The following is a 17,563-nucleotide window of genomic DNA, read 5'->3' as shown; positions in this document are numbered from 1 at the left end:
ATCCATTTGAGACTCATAGCCCAGGCCATGTGGACCGGAATAAACCCACTCCCCTGCCCCTTACTTATCCCAGGAATCGGCACGTTGCGGAGAACTTCCTACAACAAGAATAACACTTAGTCACAGAGCAGTTATAGGCTGGTTTTTACGACTTCTTCCTGAATCATTTTCCAAACCGTTTCTTGCAAGTGGACGAATTCAGGACTAAGCTTTATTTCTAGACTTCGCGGACGGGGAAGGTTTACACGAATGTCTGCCATTATTGCTCCAGGTCGAGTAGCAAAAACAATCACCCGGTCGGCAAGGTAAATCGCTTCATCAATCTGGTGAGTAACCAGTATTACTGTTTTCTTTTCACTCGACCAGATGCGAAGAAGCTCTGATTGCATCGTTTCTCTGGTTTGAGCATCTAGGGCTCCGAAGGGTTCATCCATCAAAAGGATTTCGGGATTAAGAGCTAAAGCCCTAGCTATGTTTACCCGTTGCTGCATTCCACCGGAAAGTTGATGGGGGTAATGGTTTTCGAAACCCTTTAACCCTACTAAATCTATGAAATGTTTCGCAGTATCAAGGGCCCTAATTTTTTTAACTTTCATTAGTTCAAGACCAAAAGAAACATTTCGTACAGCTGTACGCCAGGGTAACAGTCGTGAATTCTGGAAAACCATAGCTCTATTTCCGCCCGGTCCTAATATCTCTTTCCCGTCAGCGAGTATTTTCCCTTCAGTTGGGCGAACAAGACCTCCTAGCGTACGCAATAAGGTAGTCTTCCCGCATCCACTAGGCCCAATAATAGAGATAAACTCCTCCTCCCGTACACTAATGTTCAGATCACGATAAATAACAAAGTCCTTGGCCTTCTTTGTCAGGTTTTGCACGATTAATTTTTCTTGTTTGGGCTTTTGCTCAGGCATTGATAATACAGCAAGGTCTTGAATCACTTAGAATTCCCCCGTCTCGCCCCAGGGCGTTAATTTTGTTTCCGCCAGGCGAATTGTTTCATACAATATCATGCTCACTATTGCAAAAACTGTGATACCTGCAAAATAGTTCGGCATATTAAATGTCTGACCCGAAAAATAAACAAAGAAGCCCAATCCGGAACGGGCACCGAACCATTCTGCCACTGCTACTCCAATGAGCCCCCGGGCTACTCCTAGCCTTAATCCTGTCAACAAAAATGGGATAGAGGCCGGGACCATAATATACCGGAATATCTGGGAATTCGTAGCGTTAAAAGCAATTGCTGTTTCTATAGTTTCTTGTTCTACACCCTTGATACCATAATAGGTGTTATATAATATAGGGAAAACTGCACCTAAAAAAACAACCAAAGTCCGAGAAAAATCATTAACCCCGAAAAACAATACCAATAAAGGAACAAAAGCAATTCTGGGAATAGAGTAGAAAAAGGAAATCCAAGGTTGTATATATTCCTCTATAAAATTACTATTAGCCCATAAAAACCCGATCAATATTCCAGCTATTGAAGCTAAAACTAAGCCATATAAAAAAACGGTCATACTGGCATAAATGTGTTTCCATATTTCTCCGGTTATAATCAACTTTATAAGCGCGGAAATAACGATACCAGGAGTAGGCACCATGATAATATCCCCCATTAAATTCCCTACCAGTTGCCACATCAGTAAACCAGAACAAATCGATATAACCTTGATAAGAATGTTCCGATATCGGTAAAATAGTGACAAAAATATCGCCCCTTTTTAGACAATATAGGCTTTGCGCCAAGGTGCTAATTTTGCCTCGATCCACCCTAATAATGCAAAGTTTAAGACTCCTAATATTCCTAATAAAGCGACCGCCAAAAAGACCTCAGCTGTTTCATATCGTTCCGCTCCAGCTTTAAGCATATGACCGAGTCCTGCTACCGCACCGAATAGTTCAGCAGTAACAACTCCCACAAGTCCACGTCCAATTCCTAATTTACAGGCGGTAACAATGTACGGTAAAGACCCCGGTAGGTAGATATAGGAAAAAACTGCCCTTCTTCCTGCCATCATGGACTTAGCAAGTTCGATGTAATCCGAGTTTACGGACTTGACCCCAACGCGCGTGTTTAGTAAAACAGGAAAGACTGCAGATAAATAAACTATTACAACCTTAGGGGTTATACCCAATCCAAACCAAGCAATCATCAACGGCACTAGTAGGATAATTGGTACAGAATTTAATACTGCTACCCATGGCTCGAATAATAAGTCGATAATTTTATTAATTCCTGTGAGATAACCAATGAACACTCCAGTAATAATAGCTAAAAACACACCTAGCATAATTTCGTAAGCACTAGTAAGCAAGTTCACCTGTAATGCGCCACTGCCCCATTCTTTAATGGCAGTCATTAGAATTGCTGAAGGCGCGACAATAAAAAATTCAGACGGACGGATAACCCTTATCAATAGCTCCCAAATTAACAATCCGACAATTATTGAAACGCCCGTCTTAATAACATTCATACGTTGCCCACCCCTTTGTTAATTCTCAATTACTTTTTAATCTCTTTCAGAGCTTTCTTCAAATAACTCGTGTCATAAAAATCATCTAGGTCAATTTGCTTATCTAACAATTTCAGGTTAACTGCAACATCAATCATCTTTTGATATGCTTCGGGGTTTGGGGTGCCGTCGGTAGAGAAAGTCTTATTCTGGGAGATAAAATAGTCGTAAGTTTTTCCAGCCAAGTCCTCTTGAAGTTTTAAGGTTTTTGCTATAATAGCTACCGCCTCTTTTTTATTGTTCGGGTCTTGTAACCAAATCAGAGAACGCACCATGGCATTAACGAATTTCTGAACAACCTCGGGATGTTCCTGTTCATACTTAACAGTAACAGTAACAGTAACTGGAAGATAATCAAATAAAGGTGTAGTCTGTGTAAAAGTTCCTAGAACTTTATACCCCTTATCTATAGCTTGAAAATTAGATGGTGGATTTAATAAGGTGCCTTGCACACCTCCGTTTGTTAGAGCCGAATATCGTTCATTGGTTCCGCCAACTTCCAGTCGCTGATATTCATCGGACTTAAGCCCTAACCTTGAAGTCATATCAATTAACATGACCGTACTGGCGGAGGCAATTTGACTTACCGCCACCTTTTTGCCCTTTAAATCCGCAACACTGTTAATTTGTGGAGAAACGACTAAGTCATAAGGTGAAGCTATTGCCTTTGACATCAATCCCTTGATTTTGGCCCCTTTTTGGACCGCTAATAACATACTATCCGTTGTACCACCAGATTCAAACGGAGCCTCTCCGCTAAGCATTAGTTTTACTATTTCATCGTTACTTTTCGTATTGTATGGGACTCCTTCCAAACCTTCTTGGGCAAAAAAACCTTTTTCCATTGCAACGTATTCTGGGATCTGATAACCGGACCACGAAACAAATGCAAAACCAACTTTTACCTTTTGTTGTGTTCCGTCATTTTGACCACTTGCAGCGGTGGGAACTGTAGAAGACTTGACCGACCCACACCCGGTAATAACCAGCATAATCACCAAACTTAATACCAAGAAATACTTGTTTGTTTTTTGCCGATTAGTTCTCATGTTATTCCTCCTTTTATTACAGGTACGCTCTCGGATTATCTTCCTCCCAGCGTGGTAGGGTTCCGCGCGATCCCTTGGCTATGCTGCGATTTTTCTTTGTGATGGGCTTGGAAGGCTGCGTTAGTATGACTCCCCGACACCATCTGCTCCCTATGATGTTGTTATGAACCTGTTTAATTAAATATTCTTAACTTTCTAAATAATTGTTATCTTTTTCTTAGAACTTGAATATAACTATTGCTTTAATGTGTCAGCCAACCATCAAATGCCTGTTCAAAAAGCTGAGTAATTTCCATTTCTTTCGGGATTCTTAGGTTAAATTTCATTTGAGATCGTCCCATAGCTATAGATGCCATTACCGGTATCTCCTCCCTAGGCACAATCTCCGGCGGCAAGCGGTCCGGGAAATCGACCATCTCAAAGAGTTCCTTTACCTGATCGATGGCCGCCCTGGCCTTTTCCATGGTCGTCATATTCGGTTTTGCTGCTCCAGTCACCTCAGCCATTCTGGCATATTTTTCGGCGCCAGCCACCATGTTGTATTCCATTACGTAAGGCAGTAATATACCATTCGCAAGCCCGTGGGCCAAATGATATCTACCCATTGGGCTGGACATGGCATGCACAATCCCTAGTTTAGCATTTCCACAAGCGATATTTGCCATGGTGCTGGCAAGTAATTGATTTGCCTTAGCATCCAGATCGTCTGAATAGGCTGCTTTTGCTAAATTCGCCATGATTAGCCTGATGGCTTCGTAGGCTATGGAGTCGGTCAAGGGAGTAGCTAAGTTTGTACAGGTAGCTTCTATCGCATGCACAAGAGCATCCATTCCCGAGATGATACATTGCCGTGCAGGTAGAGTACGCATAATCATCGGATCAAGAATTGCTACATCCGGATTACACCTGTTACTTGTAACCGTCATCTTGTAATTCTTGCGAGCTTCGTCTGTAATAATAAAAGAAGGAGAAACTTCGCTGCCGGAGCCGGCGGTCGTAGGTATTGCAATCACTGGAAGTGGCGAAATGCGGACTTTCTCAACACCCTCATAATCTGTCAGAACGCCCCCGTTAGTAGCCAACAAGGCTATCCCCTTACCGGCGCAAATCGGACTGCCGCCACCGATAACCACCACTAGGTCACAACCGGTTTCCTTAAGTAGCTGAAACCCTTTATTTACAACTTGCGTATTTGGGTCCTCCGGGACTTCATAATACACTTCATACTTGAGACCTACTTCTTCCAAGTATTTCAGAAGGGGAGCCGCCAACCCGACTTTCCAAATACCTTCATCGGTGACTACTAAAACTTTTCTTGCTCCCAGCCTTTTTGCCTCTGTACCCACTTGCGTCAAACAGTTAGTGCCAAATAGAACCTTGGTCGGCAAGGTAAACGAAAAAATAGCGTCAGGATTCATTATAATTCTCCTCTCAATTATTTCGTCAGACTTCTTGTGCCTGACTTTTATCAACTGTGGTTTAGATAAAACATAGTTACACAGAGAGATATTGTTCCCACTCGCTCCGGTTGTGCTCCAGGTGATCCATTGTACCTTCATAACGGATTTCACCGTTTTCTACGATATAAGCTCTGTCACTTAGTTCGGATACAAACATGAGATTCTGTTCACACAGCAACATACTCATGCCTGTCTTTTTCAGTTCTAAGAGGTGTTCTTTTAGCATTTTAACTATACTTGGTGCCAACCCCTCCGAAACCTCATCCAATAACAAGAGCTTAGGGTTGCCCATCAGAGCCCGGGCAATCGTTAACATCTGTTGCTCGCCACCGCTTAAATTCTTGCCAAAGCGCAGTCGCAGCTCTTGCAATTTAGGGAACATTTCATATACCTGCTCAATCGACCATTTGCCTTTACCGTCCGTTTCGGCAGCTTTGCCGCTCTTTTCGGCCACTATCAGATTTTCCTCAACCGTTAACTCGGGAAATATTCGGCGATCCTCGGGTACAAAACCTATGCCCTGCTGAGACCGCTTATAAACCTGTATTTTGGTGATATCTTTACCGCAAAACATTACCGTACCTGTTTGCGGAATATTAAAACCCATAATACTACGAAGAGTAGTGGTCTTCCCTGCTCCGTTACGCCCCAAAAGACTGACAACTTCTCCCTCTTTGATTTCCAGAGATACATCAAAGAGGGCGTGACTCAGACCATAATAACTGTTTACACTGTTAACCTCCAAAATGTTACTCACCCAAATACACCCGCCTTACTTCTTTCTCCTGCTTGATTTCATCGACGGTACCTTCCGCTAACACACTGCCTCTGTGCAGGACTGCGACCCAGTCGGAGAGTTCAGCTACTACCGCCATGTCATGTTCACAGAACATCAGGGTTAGCTTTTTCTCCCGGCATAATCCATTAATCATTTCCACCATTTTCCATCGTTCCCGGGCGGCTACCCCTGCCACTGGTTCGTCTAAAAGCAAAACTACAGGTTCAATTGCCAACGTCAAAGCGAGTTCTAAAAGCTTCCGATCCCCATAAGACAAAGTCCCTACGATGCGGGAATCCTGATTATCTAACCCTACATCCCGCAGCAGGTCTATGGCCCTTTCCCGCAGATGGGGATAAATCTTGTGAATCAGACTGGCCCCTTTGCTTTGATGAATAGCCAAGGCTACTTCCACATTCTTGAGGACACTTAAACGGGGGAAAACACTGCTAATCTGAAAAGTGCGGGCTATACCCAGTTTGCAGATACGGTTGGGTGTGAGGTGCTGAATTGGTTGTGTCTTAAATAACACCTCACTTCCTTCATCACATCTAAGTTGCCCGGTAATTAAATTAAACAATGTACTCTTGCCCGCACCGTTCGGACCGATCAACGCATAACGTAAACCTTGCCGTAATTGGAGGTTGACTTTGTTAACGGCCAAAACCCCGCCAAACGCTTTGCTGACCTTTTTTAATTCCAGTACCGGCTGTGTTGTTGTCATCTGACCTTTTTTCACCCCTTTGGAAGATACGCAGCTCCGCAATAGTTCCCACTATCCCCTTGGGAAAAAATAAGCCAATTGCTAGTGCCACGATCCCCACAATTAATAGAGAATGTTGAGTTACTCTGGCTAACTGGGTACTCATAAATTTATACAAGGCGGCCCCTACTACCGGGCCAAAGAAATTGGTTGAACCACCGATAATTACCGACATAAACGGTTCTGCTGATTGTGTCCAAAAAGCGATTTGAGGGGATACCTGCCCATTGAAAAATGCGAACAGAGAACCCGCTACCCCGCCAAAAAACCCGGCTATTGCAAAAGCCAATAATTTATACCTCTTGATGGGTACACCCAAGGACTCAACCCTGGTTGGATTGTCTCTAATCGCTTGTAGAGTATAACCAAAAGGCGAGTGCAAAACCCCGTAAATTAGGATTAAACAAATTAATACGATTGTTAAAGAAAAGTAGTAGTAGTTCTTGGGGTTACCAAGGATCCCTTGAAGCAATAAGCCGGAAATGCCATCGTCACCGTTAGTCAGAGTGTGCGATTGGTAAATCACCGCATAAGTTAACTGGGCAAAAGCCAAGGTCAACATGAGAAAGTAGGTCCCCCCGGCACGTACAGCAAAAAAACCAAATATGACTGCTCCCAGCACAGCGACGATCGGACCCGCCATGATAGCCAAAGGGAAAGAAACCAAGTCGTGTTTGAACAACAACGCGGTTGTATAAGCTGCGAGAGAATAATAGGCAGCGTGACCGAACGAAATCATCCCGCCATAACCCATAAGCAAATTTAAGCTTACCGCAAACAATATTGCGATTAAAACGGCATTAAGTTGAAATGTATAGATAATGGGTACAAACTGCGGTAATAAACTGAAGACAATTATCAAGGGAATAACAACTTTAACTAAAGGGTAAGACAACAAGGTCTTGAAGCGTCTTGACCAAGTCACAGGAAGCACGTCCTTTCTTAAGCGTGGCCTTTAGTTAACAGTCCCTGCGGACGGATCAATAGAATTAAGGCCATTAACAAAAATACAATTGGCAATCCAATCCCCGGCCAGAAAAGCAAACTGACAGACTGAATTTCGCCAATCAAAATGGCACTTAAGAGACTGCCTTTCAGATTTCCCAGACCGCCAACAACCACTACGGCAAAGGTGTCCATAATGATCTGGGAATCCATATTGGGAGAGAGCGCTAAGGTTGGAGCCGCCAATGCTCCGGCTAGTCCAGCTAACATAACCCCAAAAACAAATACCAAGGTAAATATCCTTGTTACATTTATTCCAAGGGCCGCCAGCATTTCCCGGTCCATAGAGGCCGCTCTAATAAACACGCCCCACCGTGTCCGATAGACGATCCACCACATACCGAGCCCAATCAAAATCCCGGCCAACAAGATGACCAGTTGATATTTTGGTAGACTCAGCCCCCATAAACTAAGCCCGCCATCAAGGAAAGGGGGCCGAGGCACAGTAAGAAACTGTGATCCCCAGCCAATGCGTACTAATTCTTCAATAATCAGGGTCGTGGCAAAAGTGACTAGGGCTTCATACAGCAGCCCGCCGGCATATGACCTGCGCAGAGCCAAGACTTCCACCACAGCACCTAAACACCCAATAATCAACACACTTATCAGCAAAGCCAACCAAAATGCTGACGGTGAGTAGCGCATTACAGTGTAAAACACATAAGCACCCAACATGTAAAAAGCACCATGCGCTAGGTTGAGAACACGGCTAACGCCAAAGATTAACGATAGACCAGCAGCTAGTAAAAATAGAAATAAAGCTTGCAGGAGTCCGCTTAGGAGTTGCTGAATGAGCAAGGCCATAAAACTACCTCCAATACGAGTAGACTCTACCCAATCATTTTTTGTTTTTGCGCATCTGTTCTATCTCCGCTGCGGTCGGCAACGCAGGATTAGTATCGACCTGAACTGTATTACTAATGACACCGGTGTTTAGTTTATCATCCCACTTTACAGTTCCCAGCCAATAGGGAGCAGCTCCTTGGTGATCGAAAGCGCGCATTTGCACCTTGCCAATAATCGTTTCCGCATCCAATCCCTCCAAGGCTTTGATGACTTTATCTGTATCTATTGTTCCAGCCTTAGTGATCCCTTGCATCAGAACCTGCATAGACATATAGTCGAAATAAGCACTCGGTTTAGGCGGAACATTGTATTTTTTCTGAAAAGCAGCTACAAAATCCTGGTTCTCCTTATTTTGGAGACCATACCACGGAATACCTCCGACAACGGCATTCAGAGGGAGATCCGCTTTACTGAGAGTCATCATATCTTGAACTCCTCCCCAATACCCGCTTAGTAATTGGATTTTCTGGGACAACTGATATGGAGCAGCCTGTTTGAAAAATGGAACCCCTGTCTGCCAGGCAAAATAAACAACATCCGGCTGGGCTTGTTGGATCGCCGTAATGTAAGAGTTATAGTTAGTCTCATCTAACTTTACATAAGACTCGCCCACAAATTCGACACTCGGGTTAAGCTTTTTGATATCTTTTTTAAAGTCATCAATGACCGTGCGTCCGAATGCATAGTCGTGGGCAATAAAGTAATAGCGCTTTTTCTCCGGAAATTTCTCCACAGCATATTTAGAAGCTGAATAAGCCTGGGTTAGAGCAGTAATATTCGGAACGCGAAAAGCATATTGATGGCCGCTCTCCATCGTGAAAGCATCATTGGCATTTTCACTGAACATAATCTTCTTTGCTTGTTTAGCCATGTCCGAAACCGCCAAGGCATAGGAACTATTGGTACCGGTCATGATAAAATCAACATTTTGGGAGTAAAGTAAATCCCGGGCCTGGTTAACTGCTTCGGAACTGCTGCCCTTGCCATCCCGAACTATTAACTCAATGGGTCGGCCTACTACTCCTGCCTTTCCGTTGTACTCTTCAACACACAACTGTGCCCCTCTGCTTTCATATTCGCCCAGATCCGCACCCGGTCCAGATAAATCGACGATCAGCCCAATCTTGATTGGTGTTTTACTGTTCCCATTTGTTTGAGTTTTGTTTTCTGTTGAAGACTTGGCACACCCATTGACTAATAAGGCACTGAATAAAGCGAGTAAAATAATTAGGATACCCGTTCTTTTTTTCAACATAACTACTCCACCTTTCTATTCCTTAAAGTGTTATATACTTAATCCCTTCATATGGCCAAAGCCTATCGTTATTTAGCGCTATGAATTGACTGCTCCTGTAATTTTCTGCTGGCAGCCTGTACCGCTTTAACAATACGCACGTAACCGGTGCAACGACATAGATTGCCCGAAAGTGCCGTTCGAATTTCGTTCTCCTCTGGTTCTGGATTATCATCTAAAAGGGACTTAGTGGCCAAAATCATTCCTGGAGTACAATATCCACATTGAACGGCTCCCTCTTCGACAAATGCCGCCTGAATTGGATGTAGTTCACCTTCAATCCGCAAACCTTCAATCGTTGTTATCTCATGGCCTTCAGCGTTAATGGCCAAAACCAGACAAGAGTTGACCGGTTTGCCATCCAATAAGACAGTACACGCACCGCAATCTCCCTCGTCGCAGCCTTTTTTTGTACCGGTTAGATCAAGATCTTCCCTCAGGACTTCCAGAAGTGTCCGCGAACCCTCACACATTAGCCTAAATTCATTTCCGTTAATTGAAAGTTTGATATCTTGTGGCATCTTAACCTACCTCTTTCCGTTTTTCCAACTGTTTTATTGCCCTACGGACAGACACCTCTACCATTTGCCTTCTGTACTGCGCCGATGCCCTTTGATCATCTATCGGACTACACTCACTAATGGCAACACTGGCTGCCTTCCGTACAACCGCGTCAAGCCACAGCTGTCCATCGAGGATCGCACTTGCCTTTATGCTTACTCCTGGGGTCGGAGCCACAGCCCCAAGAACCAACTTCGGATTAAACCAAACATTCCCTTCAGGCCGAGCAGCCATAGCCACACTACAAATAGATATCTCTAAAGCCTTACGTCTGCCAACCTTATAATAGGTACTTAAAGTACCCTCAGACGGTTCTGGAATGATTATCTCTGATATCAGCTCACCTTTGTTCAAAACGGTTTGCCCCGATCCGACAAAAAAATCAGCGAGGGCAATCTGACGGACCTGATCCCGACCGTGGATCACGACTTCCGCGTTTAACGCTAACAGTGCCGGGGCCGTGTCGGCAGCGGGGGAAGCGTTCACTATGTTCCCAACGACTGTACCTAGATTACGGATTTGTGGCGTACCTACAGATGAACAAGCCATCGTTAAAGCTACATATTTTTCTTTGATGACTGGAGCTGCTGCCGTCTGGGCATGCGTAACCAACGCTCCAATACGCAAACCCTGCCCGGGGCTATAACTAATGGTTTTTAAGCTATTGATCTTGTTTAAAGATAATAAACGATTAGGTTTCAGGAAGCCTTGTTTAATCCTGACCAGGAGGTCAGTTCCCCCTGCAACAATCCTCACATTGGAATCTTGCTCCAATATTGAGATAGTCTCAGGTAAATTCGCTGCGTGTAAAACTTCAAACTTCAATGTTTTCACCTACCGTTTCTTTATCCCCAAGAGCTTGGAGTATTTTTTCCGGTAGTATAGGCAAGTCAAAAACACAAACTCCAATTGCATCGTAGATGGCATTGGCAATGGCAGGGGCCACAGCCGATATAGCCTGTTCTCCAATAGCTTTTGCTCCGTATGGCCCCGGACTTGGCGCACCCTCCAGTAGGATACTCTCGACATTAGGGGCATCTAAGGTGGTAGCCATTTTATAATCAGATAAGCTTTTTACAAGGGGTTGCCCTCCTCTGTGTGGTAATTCTTCATTCAAGGCAAAGCCCAAACCTTGCACAACTGAACCTTCGACCTGGCTTTTCACTGCCAGAGGGTTTATTGCAAAACCAATATCATTGACACTGACTATCCGGGATACCGTGACATGCCCGGTATCAGGGTCAACCTCCACTTCTGCCACCTGAGCTGCAAAACAGGTACATGGCATTTTTTCTGCAACAAAACTCCCACAGCCAACGATTACATTTTTAGCTTTGCCAATTTTACCGAGGGCATCTCTCAGTGATAGGCTTTCCATACCTTCTGTTGCAAACACTCCATCTTGATAAATCAGCGCGCTCGTAGGTACCCCAAACTGTACTGCCAGTAGTTGTTTAATCTGATTAAGACTATCACGTGCAGCCTCAATAACAGCTTGACCCGTAACATATGTGACCCGGCTCGAACCGCTACCGTTATCGAAAGGTACCATAGTTGTGTTTCCGCCACTAAAACCGACCCTGTCTACAGGCATCTGTAGTTCCTGAGCGGCAATTTGTCTAAGCACCGTCCGGCTCCCCGTACCGGGATCAGTTGAACCGCTACCCACAGTTACTGTACCGTCAGGGTGAATGGTAACCACAGCAGCAGAACTACCTACTCCGGTCATCCGTTCCGTAAGTGCTATGCCGCGTCCACTAAACGGGGAACGCTTAGGCTTATTCCATTCAGAATTTTCTACAGCCGTTTTTAAAACGTCCACGGCATTTATGCCACTCCATTTTAGGCCGCTGGGCGAAAGGTCCCCTTCCTGTAAGACATTTCGACGGCGAAACTCGTAGGGATCAAGACCAACGGCTTTAGCAATTAAATCGGTATGTGTCTCGACAGCGAAAAACACTTGGGGATCCCCCGGAGCCCGGCAGTGGCCAGCGGGCACTGAATTCGTATAGACTGCGAATCCCTCAATATGTGTATTGGGAATCCTGTATGCTCCTAATACCCGGCGAACGCCAAAAACCAGGGGATTAGCATTGGCCCCACCATAAGCCCCCGAGTCAAATATAACTGTGGCTGAGCGCGCTACCAACGTCCCATCTTGGCGCACACCGCTTTTCAGCGTAATGACCGATGCATGACGAGGGTTAGTAGCAAACAGTTCCTCTGCTGTTGTCATTATTATCCGAACGGGGCGTTGACTCGCTAGCGCCAAATAATAAGCAACAGGCTCATCCATAATAGCCCCTTTGCCACCAAAGTCCCCGCCAATAAAAGGATAAACTACTTCGACTTTTTCAATCGCCAAGGACAGCAAGCTTGCAAGCTGGTTGCGTAATTCAAAGGGAGCTTTATGTGGACTCCATACTTTTACAGTTTGGTCACTGGCAATTTGCACGATACAGCCATGGGGTTCAATATACCCTTGATGAACTACCTGGGTACTAAAAGTATGTTCATAAATATAGTCAGCTTCTTGGAAGCCAACATCGATATCTCCTATACCATAAGTGGCATAGCCTACGACATTAGCTGTCGTGGTAGTGGGAGCATTCCGGTAAGAAGGAAGTTGAGGATGTAGCAACAATGCTCCCGGTTGCATGGCAGCTAAGGGATCAACTACGGCTGACAGTTCTTCATATTCTACTTTGATCAAATTTAAAGCCTCTAAGGCTGTATCAGCATCAATAGCTGCTACCGCAGCTACCCTGTCGCCTACGAAAAGAACCCGGTCGCGCGCTAATACCTGTTGATCGCCGATATTGATACCGTAACGCCGATCAGGAAGATCACGCCCAGTTATTACAGCGAAAACACCCGGTAGCTTTTTTGCCTCGCTGACATCGATGTTGATAATCTTGGCGTGAGGATACGGACTGCGTAAAATATTCCCTTCAAGACAATTAGGTAATTTGATGTCTCCTAAATATGACGCTTCCCCGGTTACTTTAAGATATGCCTCTTGCCGGAGGTAAGACGATCCAATTGCGCTTTGTTGCATAACGACCACCTTTATACATTTCTTCAGAACGCCGGCCGAACCAAATTAATCGATAAACGTATAGTATTAGCCCCAAACTTTTGAATCCAAAGAACGGAAATCATGTGATGCTAAGACTCTATCAGTAAGCTTTTCAATCTTTTTGAATGAATTATAATAGGAAATTAAATCTGTCAATATAGCCGATGGAATGTGCTTTTGCTTAGCGTTACCTTCCCAATTTTCAACCAGTGGAATGGTATCACCAGCAATTAAATAGACACCTTGCTTGGTATTGACAGCTACCCCGGCGGAACCCGGACTATGACCCGGGAGATGCGCAAACAGAATTCCTGGCATAAGTCCAACATCACCCTCCACGGTTTGTAAACGATCATGTATTTCAAACCAAGGTGGTTTAGATCCGGCTATTTTGATATCGTAACTCTTATAGCCCCATTCAATCGGATCAATGGCATAAGCTAACTCAGAAGTTTGGACATAAAACGTAGCTTTCTTAAAGTATTCGAGATTATAACAGTGATCCCAATGCAAGTGAGTAAAAATGACCATCTCAATCTCTTCAGGATCGACACCTACGTCCAACAACACCCTGTCAATACGGTGCTCATATGTGCGCTCGATCTTATTATGATAGGGAGCCGAAGGGGCATCAGCAGCATGTGGCCCCGTGTCCACTAGAACTTTACCCCCGTTAGTACCTTCGATAAGCCATGAGATACAAGGGGCAGGAATCTTGGTGCCCGGGTCTACCCCCAAGAGAAACATTGACTTTTCAAATGTCGGAAATGTTCCAACATGCAAAGGTCTGATCTTATAGGATGTCATCATTTCTTCCCTCCCGAACCTGGTTTGAATACCCACGGATTATTAGGGTTACTTCTGGTGTTGAGAAACAATATCTTTATATTTGGCAAAGTTTTTCAAAGCCTCCTGCACTACTATGGCCGTTTGTTCGGGTGAGGCAGGATTAACCGGCGCTCCAATATCTTTCATTTTCTGTGTAAATTCAGGATCCTGAACTGCCTTCTGGAAAGCGTCGCGAAGAATTTTTTGTTACATCTTCCGGAATCCCTGGGGTAGCTCCAACCACATAATCTAATTTAGCCAGACTTAGTAATTGCTCGTATCCCATCTCTTTAATAGTCGTAGTATTCTTAATTTTCTGGCGTTAACGCCCCACATACTTCCCGTGACCTGGCTTGCCAATAATCTTGCCATCTTCCATGATGAGATGGCCACGTACTATCGTCTGCACCGGCCAACCTTTAAGTGTATAACCGTCGTAAATGCAAACTCCAGAGCTGGACAGCATATCCTTAGCGTCCACCCGGCGCTCTAGTTCGAGGTCAACGATAGTAAAGTCTGCATCGGAACCAATCATTAGTGCCCCTTTACGCGGAAAAAGGTTGAAGATTTTGGCTACGTTGGTAGAAGTCAGTTCCGCCACCCGTTCAATGGACAATCCCCTTTTGGCGATCCCTTCGCTGAGCAGGACAGATAGCATCGTGGCTGATCCCGGAAATCCCGGCGGCGAATCCCAAATGCTTGCCAGTTTTTGTTCCTGACTATAGGCTACGTGGTCGGAAGCCACAGTATCGATGTACCCCTCTTTCAATCCACGCCAAAGGGCTTCGGCATCTGCCTCTGTCCGTAGAGGAGGGCTTACCTTGGCCAGTTTTCCCTCATCGGCGAACTTTGTATGGGTAAGATAATGTGGGCAAGTCTCGACAGAAAAGTGATCGTATTTCTGCCGCCATTCCTTAACCATATTCAAACCCTGCTCCGAACTAAGGTTTACTATATAAACCGGACAGCCAGTTAGTCTGCCGAAGTAAAGTGCACGCTGGATACTTTCAGCCTCTGTAAACGAAGGGCGAGCCTGAGCCCAAGCTATTAGGTTCTCCCTACCTTGTTCACGCAAGGGCTTTTTCAGGCGATCGATCACCTCGACGTTTTCGCAATGCACACAGGCAAGTCCTTTCGGGATATGGGCAATTTTGGTAAACCCTTCATACATAAGTCCGTCATCACAACCCAAAAGTCCCATTAGGCGGCCTTCTTCACCTTTATAGCCCATATAAAACATAAAACTGCTGACCCCAAAATCGCGGGCATAGTGTTCGAGCCGTTCAAGATTCCCATCTACCATCAAGGAAAAATGGAATGAGAAATCGATATAGGATCTTTCTTCTCCGGCCTGCCTTAACTGGTGATACACCCCATCGTAATCGTGAGGACAGGCCACATTAGTGATAACTGTAGTAACGCCCCCCAGGGCTGCAGAGCAAGTTTCACTGGCATAGTCCTCCAGTAGCGCCCCCCTGCCGTAGTAGGCATGAGCTTCAATCACTCCCGGAAGTACATACTTCCTCTGTGCATCAATTGCTTCCAAGGCGTCAGGAACATCGAACGGCTGCATAATGGCAGCTATTTTCCCGTGCTTGATTGCCAGGGTTCCCTCGACAACACCCTGGCCAGTTAAGACCAACTTGCCTCCCTTGATCAATAAATCATAGACCATTCCACCGACACCTCGACTCTTCGCTGCTTTCATCCCTTATCTACTAGCCATCCGACTGCGGTAGGTATTTCTTAACTAGGTGTTCTTACCTTAATAAACATTGCAAATTCAATGCCAGGTACTGAAAACTGGAAAATATGTAATTTCCTATTCGGAATTGATTTTGAAATTTTCATTTTGATAATAAAGATAATTGAAAATTCTTACTATTGGTGCAAAATTTCTTGTTTTCAATTTGAAAATGTAGTTTTCATAATGACAAGTCATTTGTACGTCTGTACAGTGTTGTTAGGGAAATTCCGAGAGCAGCAGCCGCCTTTTTCTTGCCCTCCAATGTGTCGCCGAAGTGCTGCAAGGCTTTGCGCAGCATGTAGGCCTCCATGTCCTTTAACGGGATCAGCCCATGAACATTCATGTTATTAAGCAAAGGGGTCGGTAGATTGAGATGTTCAGAAAGCAGAGTTCTGTCATCTCCCATGAAATTCATTGCAGTTTCTAGAACGTTTTGTAATTCCCGGATGTTTCCCGGCCAGGCGTAATGCTGTAACTTAAGTAAAGCCTCGTGATCTATACCGCTCACGCTCTTCTGCAAGCGACGATTGAGCCTGGTAATGATCACCTGGGACACGGCAACTAAATCATCTTTTCTTTCCCTTAACGCGGGGATCAGGAGGCTCACCACTTTCAGCCGGTAAAAAAGGTCCTCCCTGAACTGCCCTTTGGCCATCATTTCCTCAAGATTCCGATTTGTCGCTGCAATTACTCTGATATTGACCTTTTTCGTTTCTGTTGATCCAACTGGGATAAATTGTTGATCCTGCAAGACGCGTAATAATTTTGATTGTAAAGCCAGGCTCATGTCGCCAATCTCATCAAGAAAAACCGTACCACCATTTGCTATTTCCAATAACCCGGTCTTGGATCGGTTAGCGCCTGTAAATGCCCCTTTTTCGTAACCGAAAAACTCACTTTCCAAGAGATTTTCAGGAATGGCTGCACAGTTAATTTTGACAAAATTCTTTTGACGACGATGGCTCAGGTTATGAATGGCATGGGCAAACAGCTCTTTTCCTGTACCGCTTTCTCCGCAGATAAGTACGGTCGAATCACTTAAGGCCACCTGTCGGGCCATACTTTTGGCCTTTAACAGTGTTTCATTAACCCCGACGATATCTTCGAAAGTATAAATTGCCCCCGTAGCATTACCGATTTTACCCATGATATCGATTACCATCGTGTCGCTCTTCTTAAGTTCCTCGTTTAACCGGAGCATTTCATTGACATCTTGACAAAAAGCCACCACCCCGACAACCTCACCTTCTACCTCAATCGGGGATGCCTTTACAGTAATTTCTACAGCTGAACCTTTAGGGCGCATCCGCGCACAAAAGACTGGTTTTCCGAGTTTAAGAGCTTCCATTATGGGGGCCTGCGAAACCAAATCAGTAACCATCACACCGATCCGCTCGGCGATCGCGATTCCGGTAATCCGGGCATAAGCTGGGTTGACATAGCGAAATACCCCTTTCCTGTCAGCGATCATAATACCTTCCATAGCCGAGTCTAGCACCGCCCGGAGCCCGTCATTTAGAATACTATCCAATTCGGCCATTGCCATATCCTCCAAGAATGATTTTGGTGCTGAAAGCACCAATACTTTCCTGTAATATCTTTATCCACATCCAACTTTAGCTCGGACCATCTCA

General features: G+C 44.9%; 16 protein-coding genes. All 16 read right to left on the bottom strand.

The features are described from left to right. Positions 1 to 131: 131 nt before the first annotated feature. Positions 132 to 941, bottom strand: a complete 810-nt coding sequence (locus tag ACYQ2N_RS17380) for an ABC transporter ATP-binding protein (RefSeq protein ID WP_460000683.1) — start codon at positions 939 to 941, stop codon at positions 132 to 134. Then, positions 942 to 1,622: an ABC transporter permease gene (locus tag ACYQ2N_RS17375; RefSeq protein ID WP_460000682.1), complete on the bottom strand. Its 681-nt coding sequence runs from the start codon at positions 1,620 to 1,622 to the stop codon at positions 942 to 944. It lies immediately after the preceding gene. Positions 1,623 to 1,727: 105 nt separating this feature from the next. Continuing rightward, the gene (locus ACYQ2N_RS17370) at positions 1,728 to 2,480 is read right to left on the bottom strand and encodes an ABC transporter permease (RefSeq protein WP_460000681.1); all 753 of its coding nucleotides are present in this window, start codon (positions 2,478 to 2,480) and stop codon (positions 1,728 to 1,730) included. Positions 2,481 to 2,509: 29 nt separating this feature from the next. Beyond that, on the bottom strand, positions 2,510 to 3,568 hold the full coding sequence (locus tag ACYQ2N_RS17365) for an ABC transporter substrate-binding protein (RefSeq protein WP_460000680.1): 1,059 nt from the start codon (positions 3,566 to 3,568) through the stop codon (positions 2,510 to 2,512). A 242-nt stretch (positions 3,569 to 3,810) separates the two neighbouring features. After that, the gene (locus tag ACYQ2N_RS17360; protein ID WP_460000679.1) at positions 3,811 to 4,986 is read right to left on the bottom strand and encodes an iron-containing alcohol dehydrogenase; all 1,176 of its coding nucleotides are present in this window, start codon (positions 4,984 to 4,986) and stop codon (positions 3,811 to 3,813) included. 76 nt (positions 4,987 to 5,062) lie between these two features. Next, positions 5,063 to 5,785: an ABC transporter ATP-binding protein gene (locus ACYQ2N_RS17355; RefSeq protein ID WP_460000678.1), complete on the bottom strand. Its 723-nt coding sequence runs from the start codon at positions 5,783 to 5,785 to the stop codon at positions 5,063 to 5,065. Beyond that, positions 5,778 to 6,530 (bottom strand): ABC transporter ATP-binding protein, encoded by a 753-nt coding sequence (locus ACYQ2N_RS17350; protein ID WP_460000677.1) that lies wholly within the window; start codon positions 6,528 to 6,530, stop codon positions 5,778 to 5,780. The genes ACYQ2N_RS17355 and ACYQ2N_RS17350 overlap by 8 nt, the downstream gene beginning before the upstream one ends. Further along, positions 6,460 to 7,494 (bottom strand): branched-chain amino acid ABC transporter permease, encoded by a 1,035-nt coding sequence (locus ACYQ2N_RS17345; RefSeq protein ID WP_460000676.1) that lies wholly within the window; start codon positions 7,492 to 7,494, stop codon positions 6,460 to 6,462. Before ACYQ2N_RS17345 ends, ACYQ2N_RS17350 begins: the two co-directional genes overlap by 71 nt. A gap of 17 nt (positions 7,495 to 7,511) precedes the next feature. Next, on the bottom strand, positions 7,512 to 8,378 hold the full coding sequence (locus ACYQ2N_RS17340; protein WP_460000675.1) for a branched-chain amino acid ABC transporter permease: 867 nt from the start codon (positions 8,376 to 8,378) through the stop codon (positions 7,512 to 7,514). A 34-nt stretch (positions 8,379 to 8,412) separates the two neighbouring features. Further along, a complete protein-coding gene (locus tag ACYQ2N_RS17335; RefSeq protein ID WP_460000674.1) occupies positions 8,413 to 9,675 on the bottom strand; it encodes an ABC transporter substrate-binding protein in 1,263 nt (420 codons plus the stop codon). A 68-nt stretch (positions 9,676 to 9,743) separates the two neighbouring features. Next, positions 9,744 to 10,235, bottom strand: coding sequence for a (2Fe-2S)-binding protein (locus ACYQ2N_RS17330; RefSeq protein ID WP_460000673.1), 492 nt, complete (start codon positions 10,233 to 10,235; stop codon positions 9,744 to 9,746). Between the two features lies 1 nt (position 10,236). Next, on the bottom strand, positions 10,237 to 11,109 hold the full coding sequence (locus tag ACYQ2N_RS17325) for an FAD binding domain-containing protein (RefSeq protein ID WP_460000672.1): 873 nt from the start codon (positions 11,107 to 11,109) through the stop codon (positions 10,237 to 10,239). Continuing rightward, positions 11,090 to 13,333: a xanthine dehydrogenase family protein molybdopterin-binding subunit gene (locus ACYQ2N_RS17320; RefSeq protein ID WP_460000671.1), complete on the bottom strand. Its 2,244-nt coding sequence runs from the start codon at positions 13,331 to 13,333 to the stop codon at positions 11,090 to 11,092. Before ACYQ2N_RS17320 ends, ACYQ2N_RS17325 begins: the two co-directional genes overlap by 20 nt. A gap of 66 nt (positions 13,334 to 13,399) precedes the next feature. Further along, positions 13,400 to 14,164: an N-acyl homoserine lactonase family protein gene (locus ACYQ2N_RS17315; protein WP_460000670.1), complete on the bottom strand. Its 765-nt coding sequence runs from the start codon at positions 14,162 to 14,164 to the stop codon at positions 13,400 to 13,402. Positions 14,165 to 14,504: 340 nt separating this feature from the next. Further along, a complete protein-coding gene (locus tag ACYQ2N_RS17310; RefSeq protein ID WP_460000669.1) occupies positions 14,505 to 15,857 on the bottom strand; it encodes a dihydroorotase in 1,353 nt (450 codons plus the stop codon). Positions 15,858 to 16,107: 250 nt separating this feature from the next. Continuing rightward, positions 16,108 to 17,469, bottom strand: a complete 1,362-nt coding sequence (locus ACYQ2N_RS17305) for a sigma-54 interaction domain-containing protein (RefSeq protein ID WP_460000668.1) — start codon at positions 17,467 to 17,469, stop codon at positions 16,108 to 16,110. Between the last annotated feature and the right edge of the window lie 94 nt (positions 17,470 to 17,563).

Source organism: Paradesulfitobacterium aromaticivorans, assembly GCF_054657415.1.
This window is presented reverse-complemented; position numbering and strand designations above follow the sequence as displayed.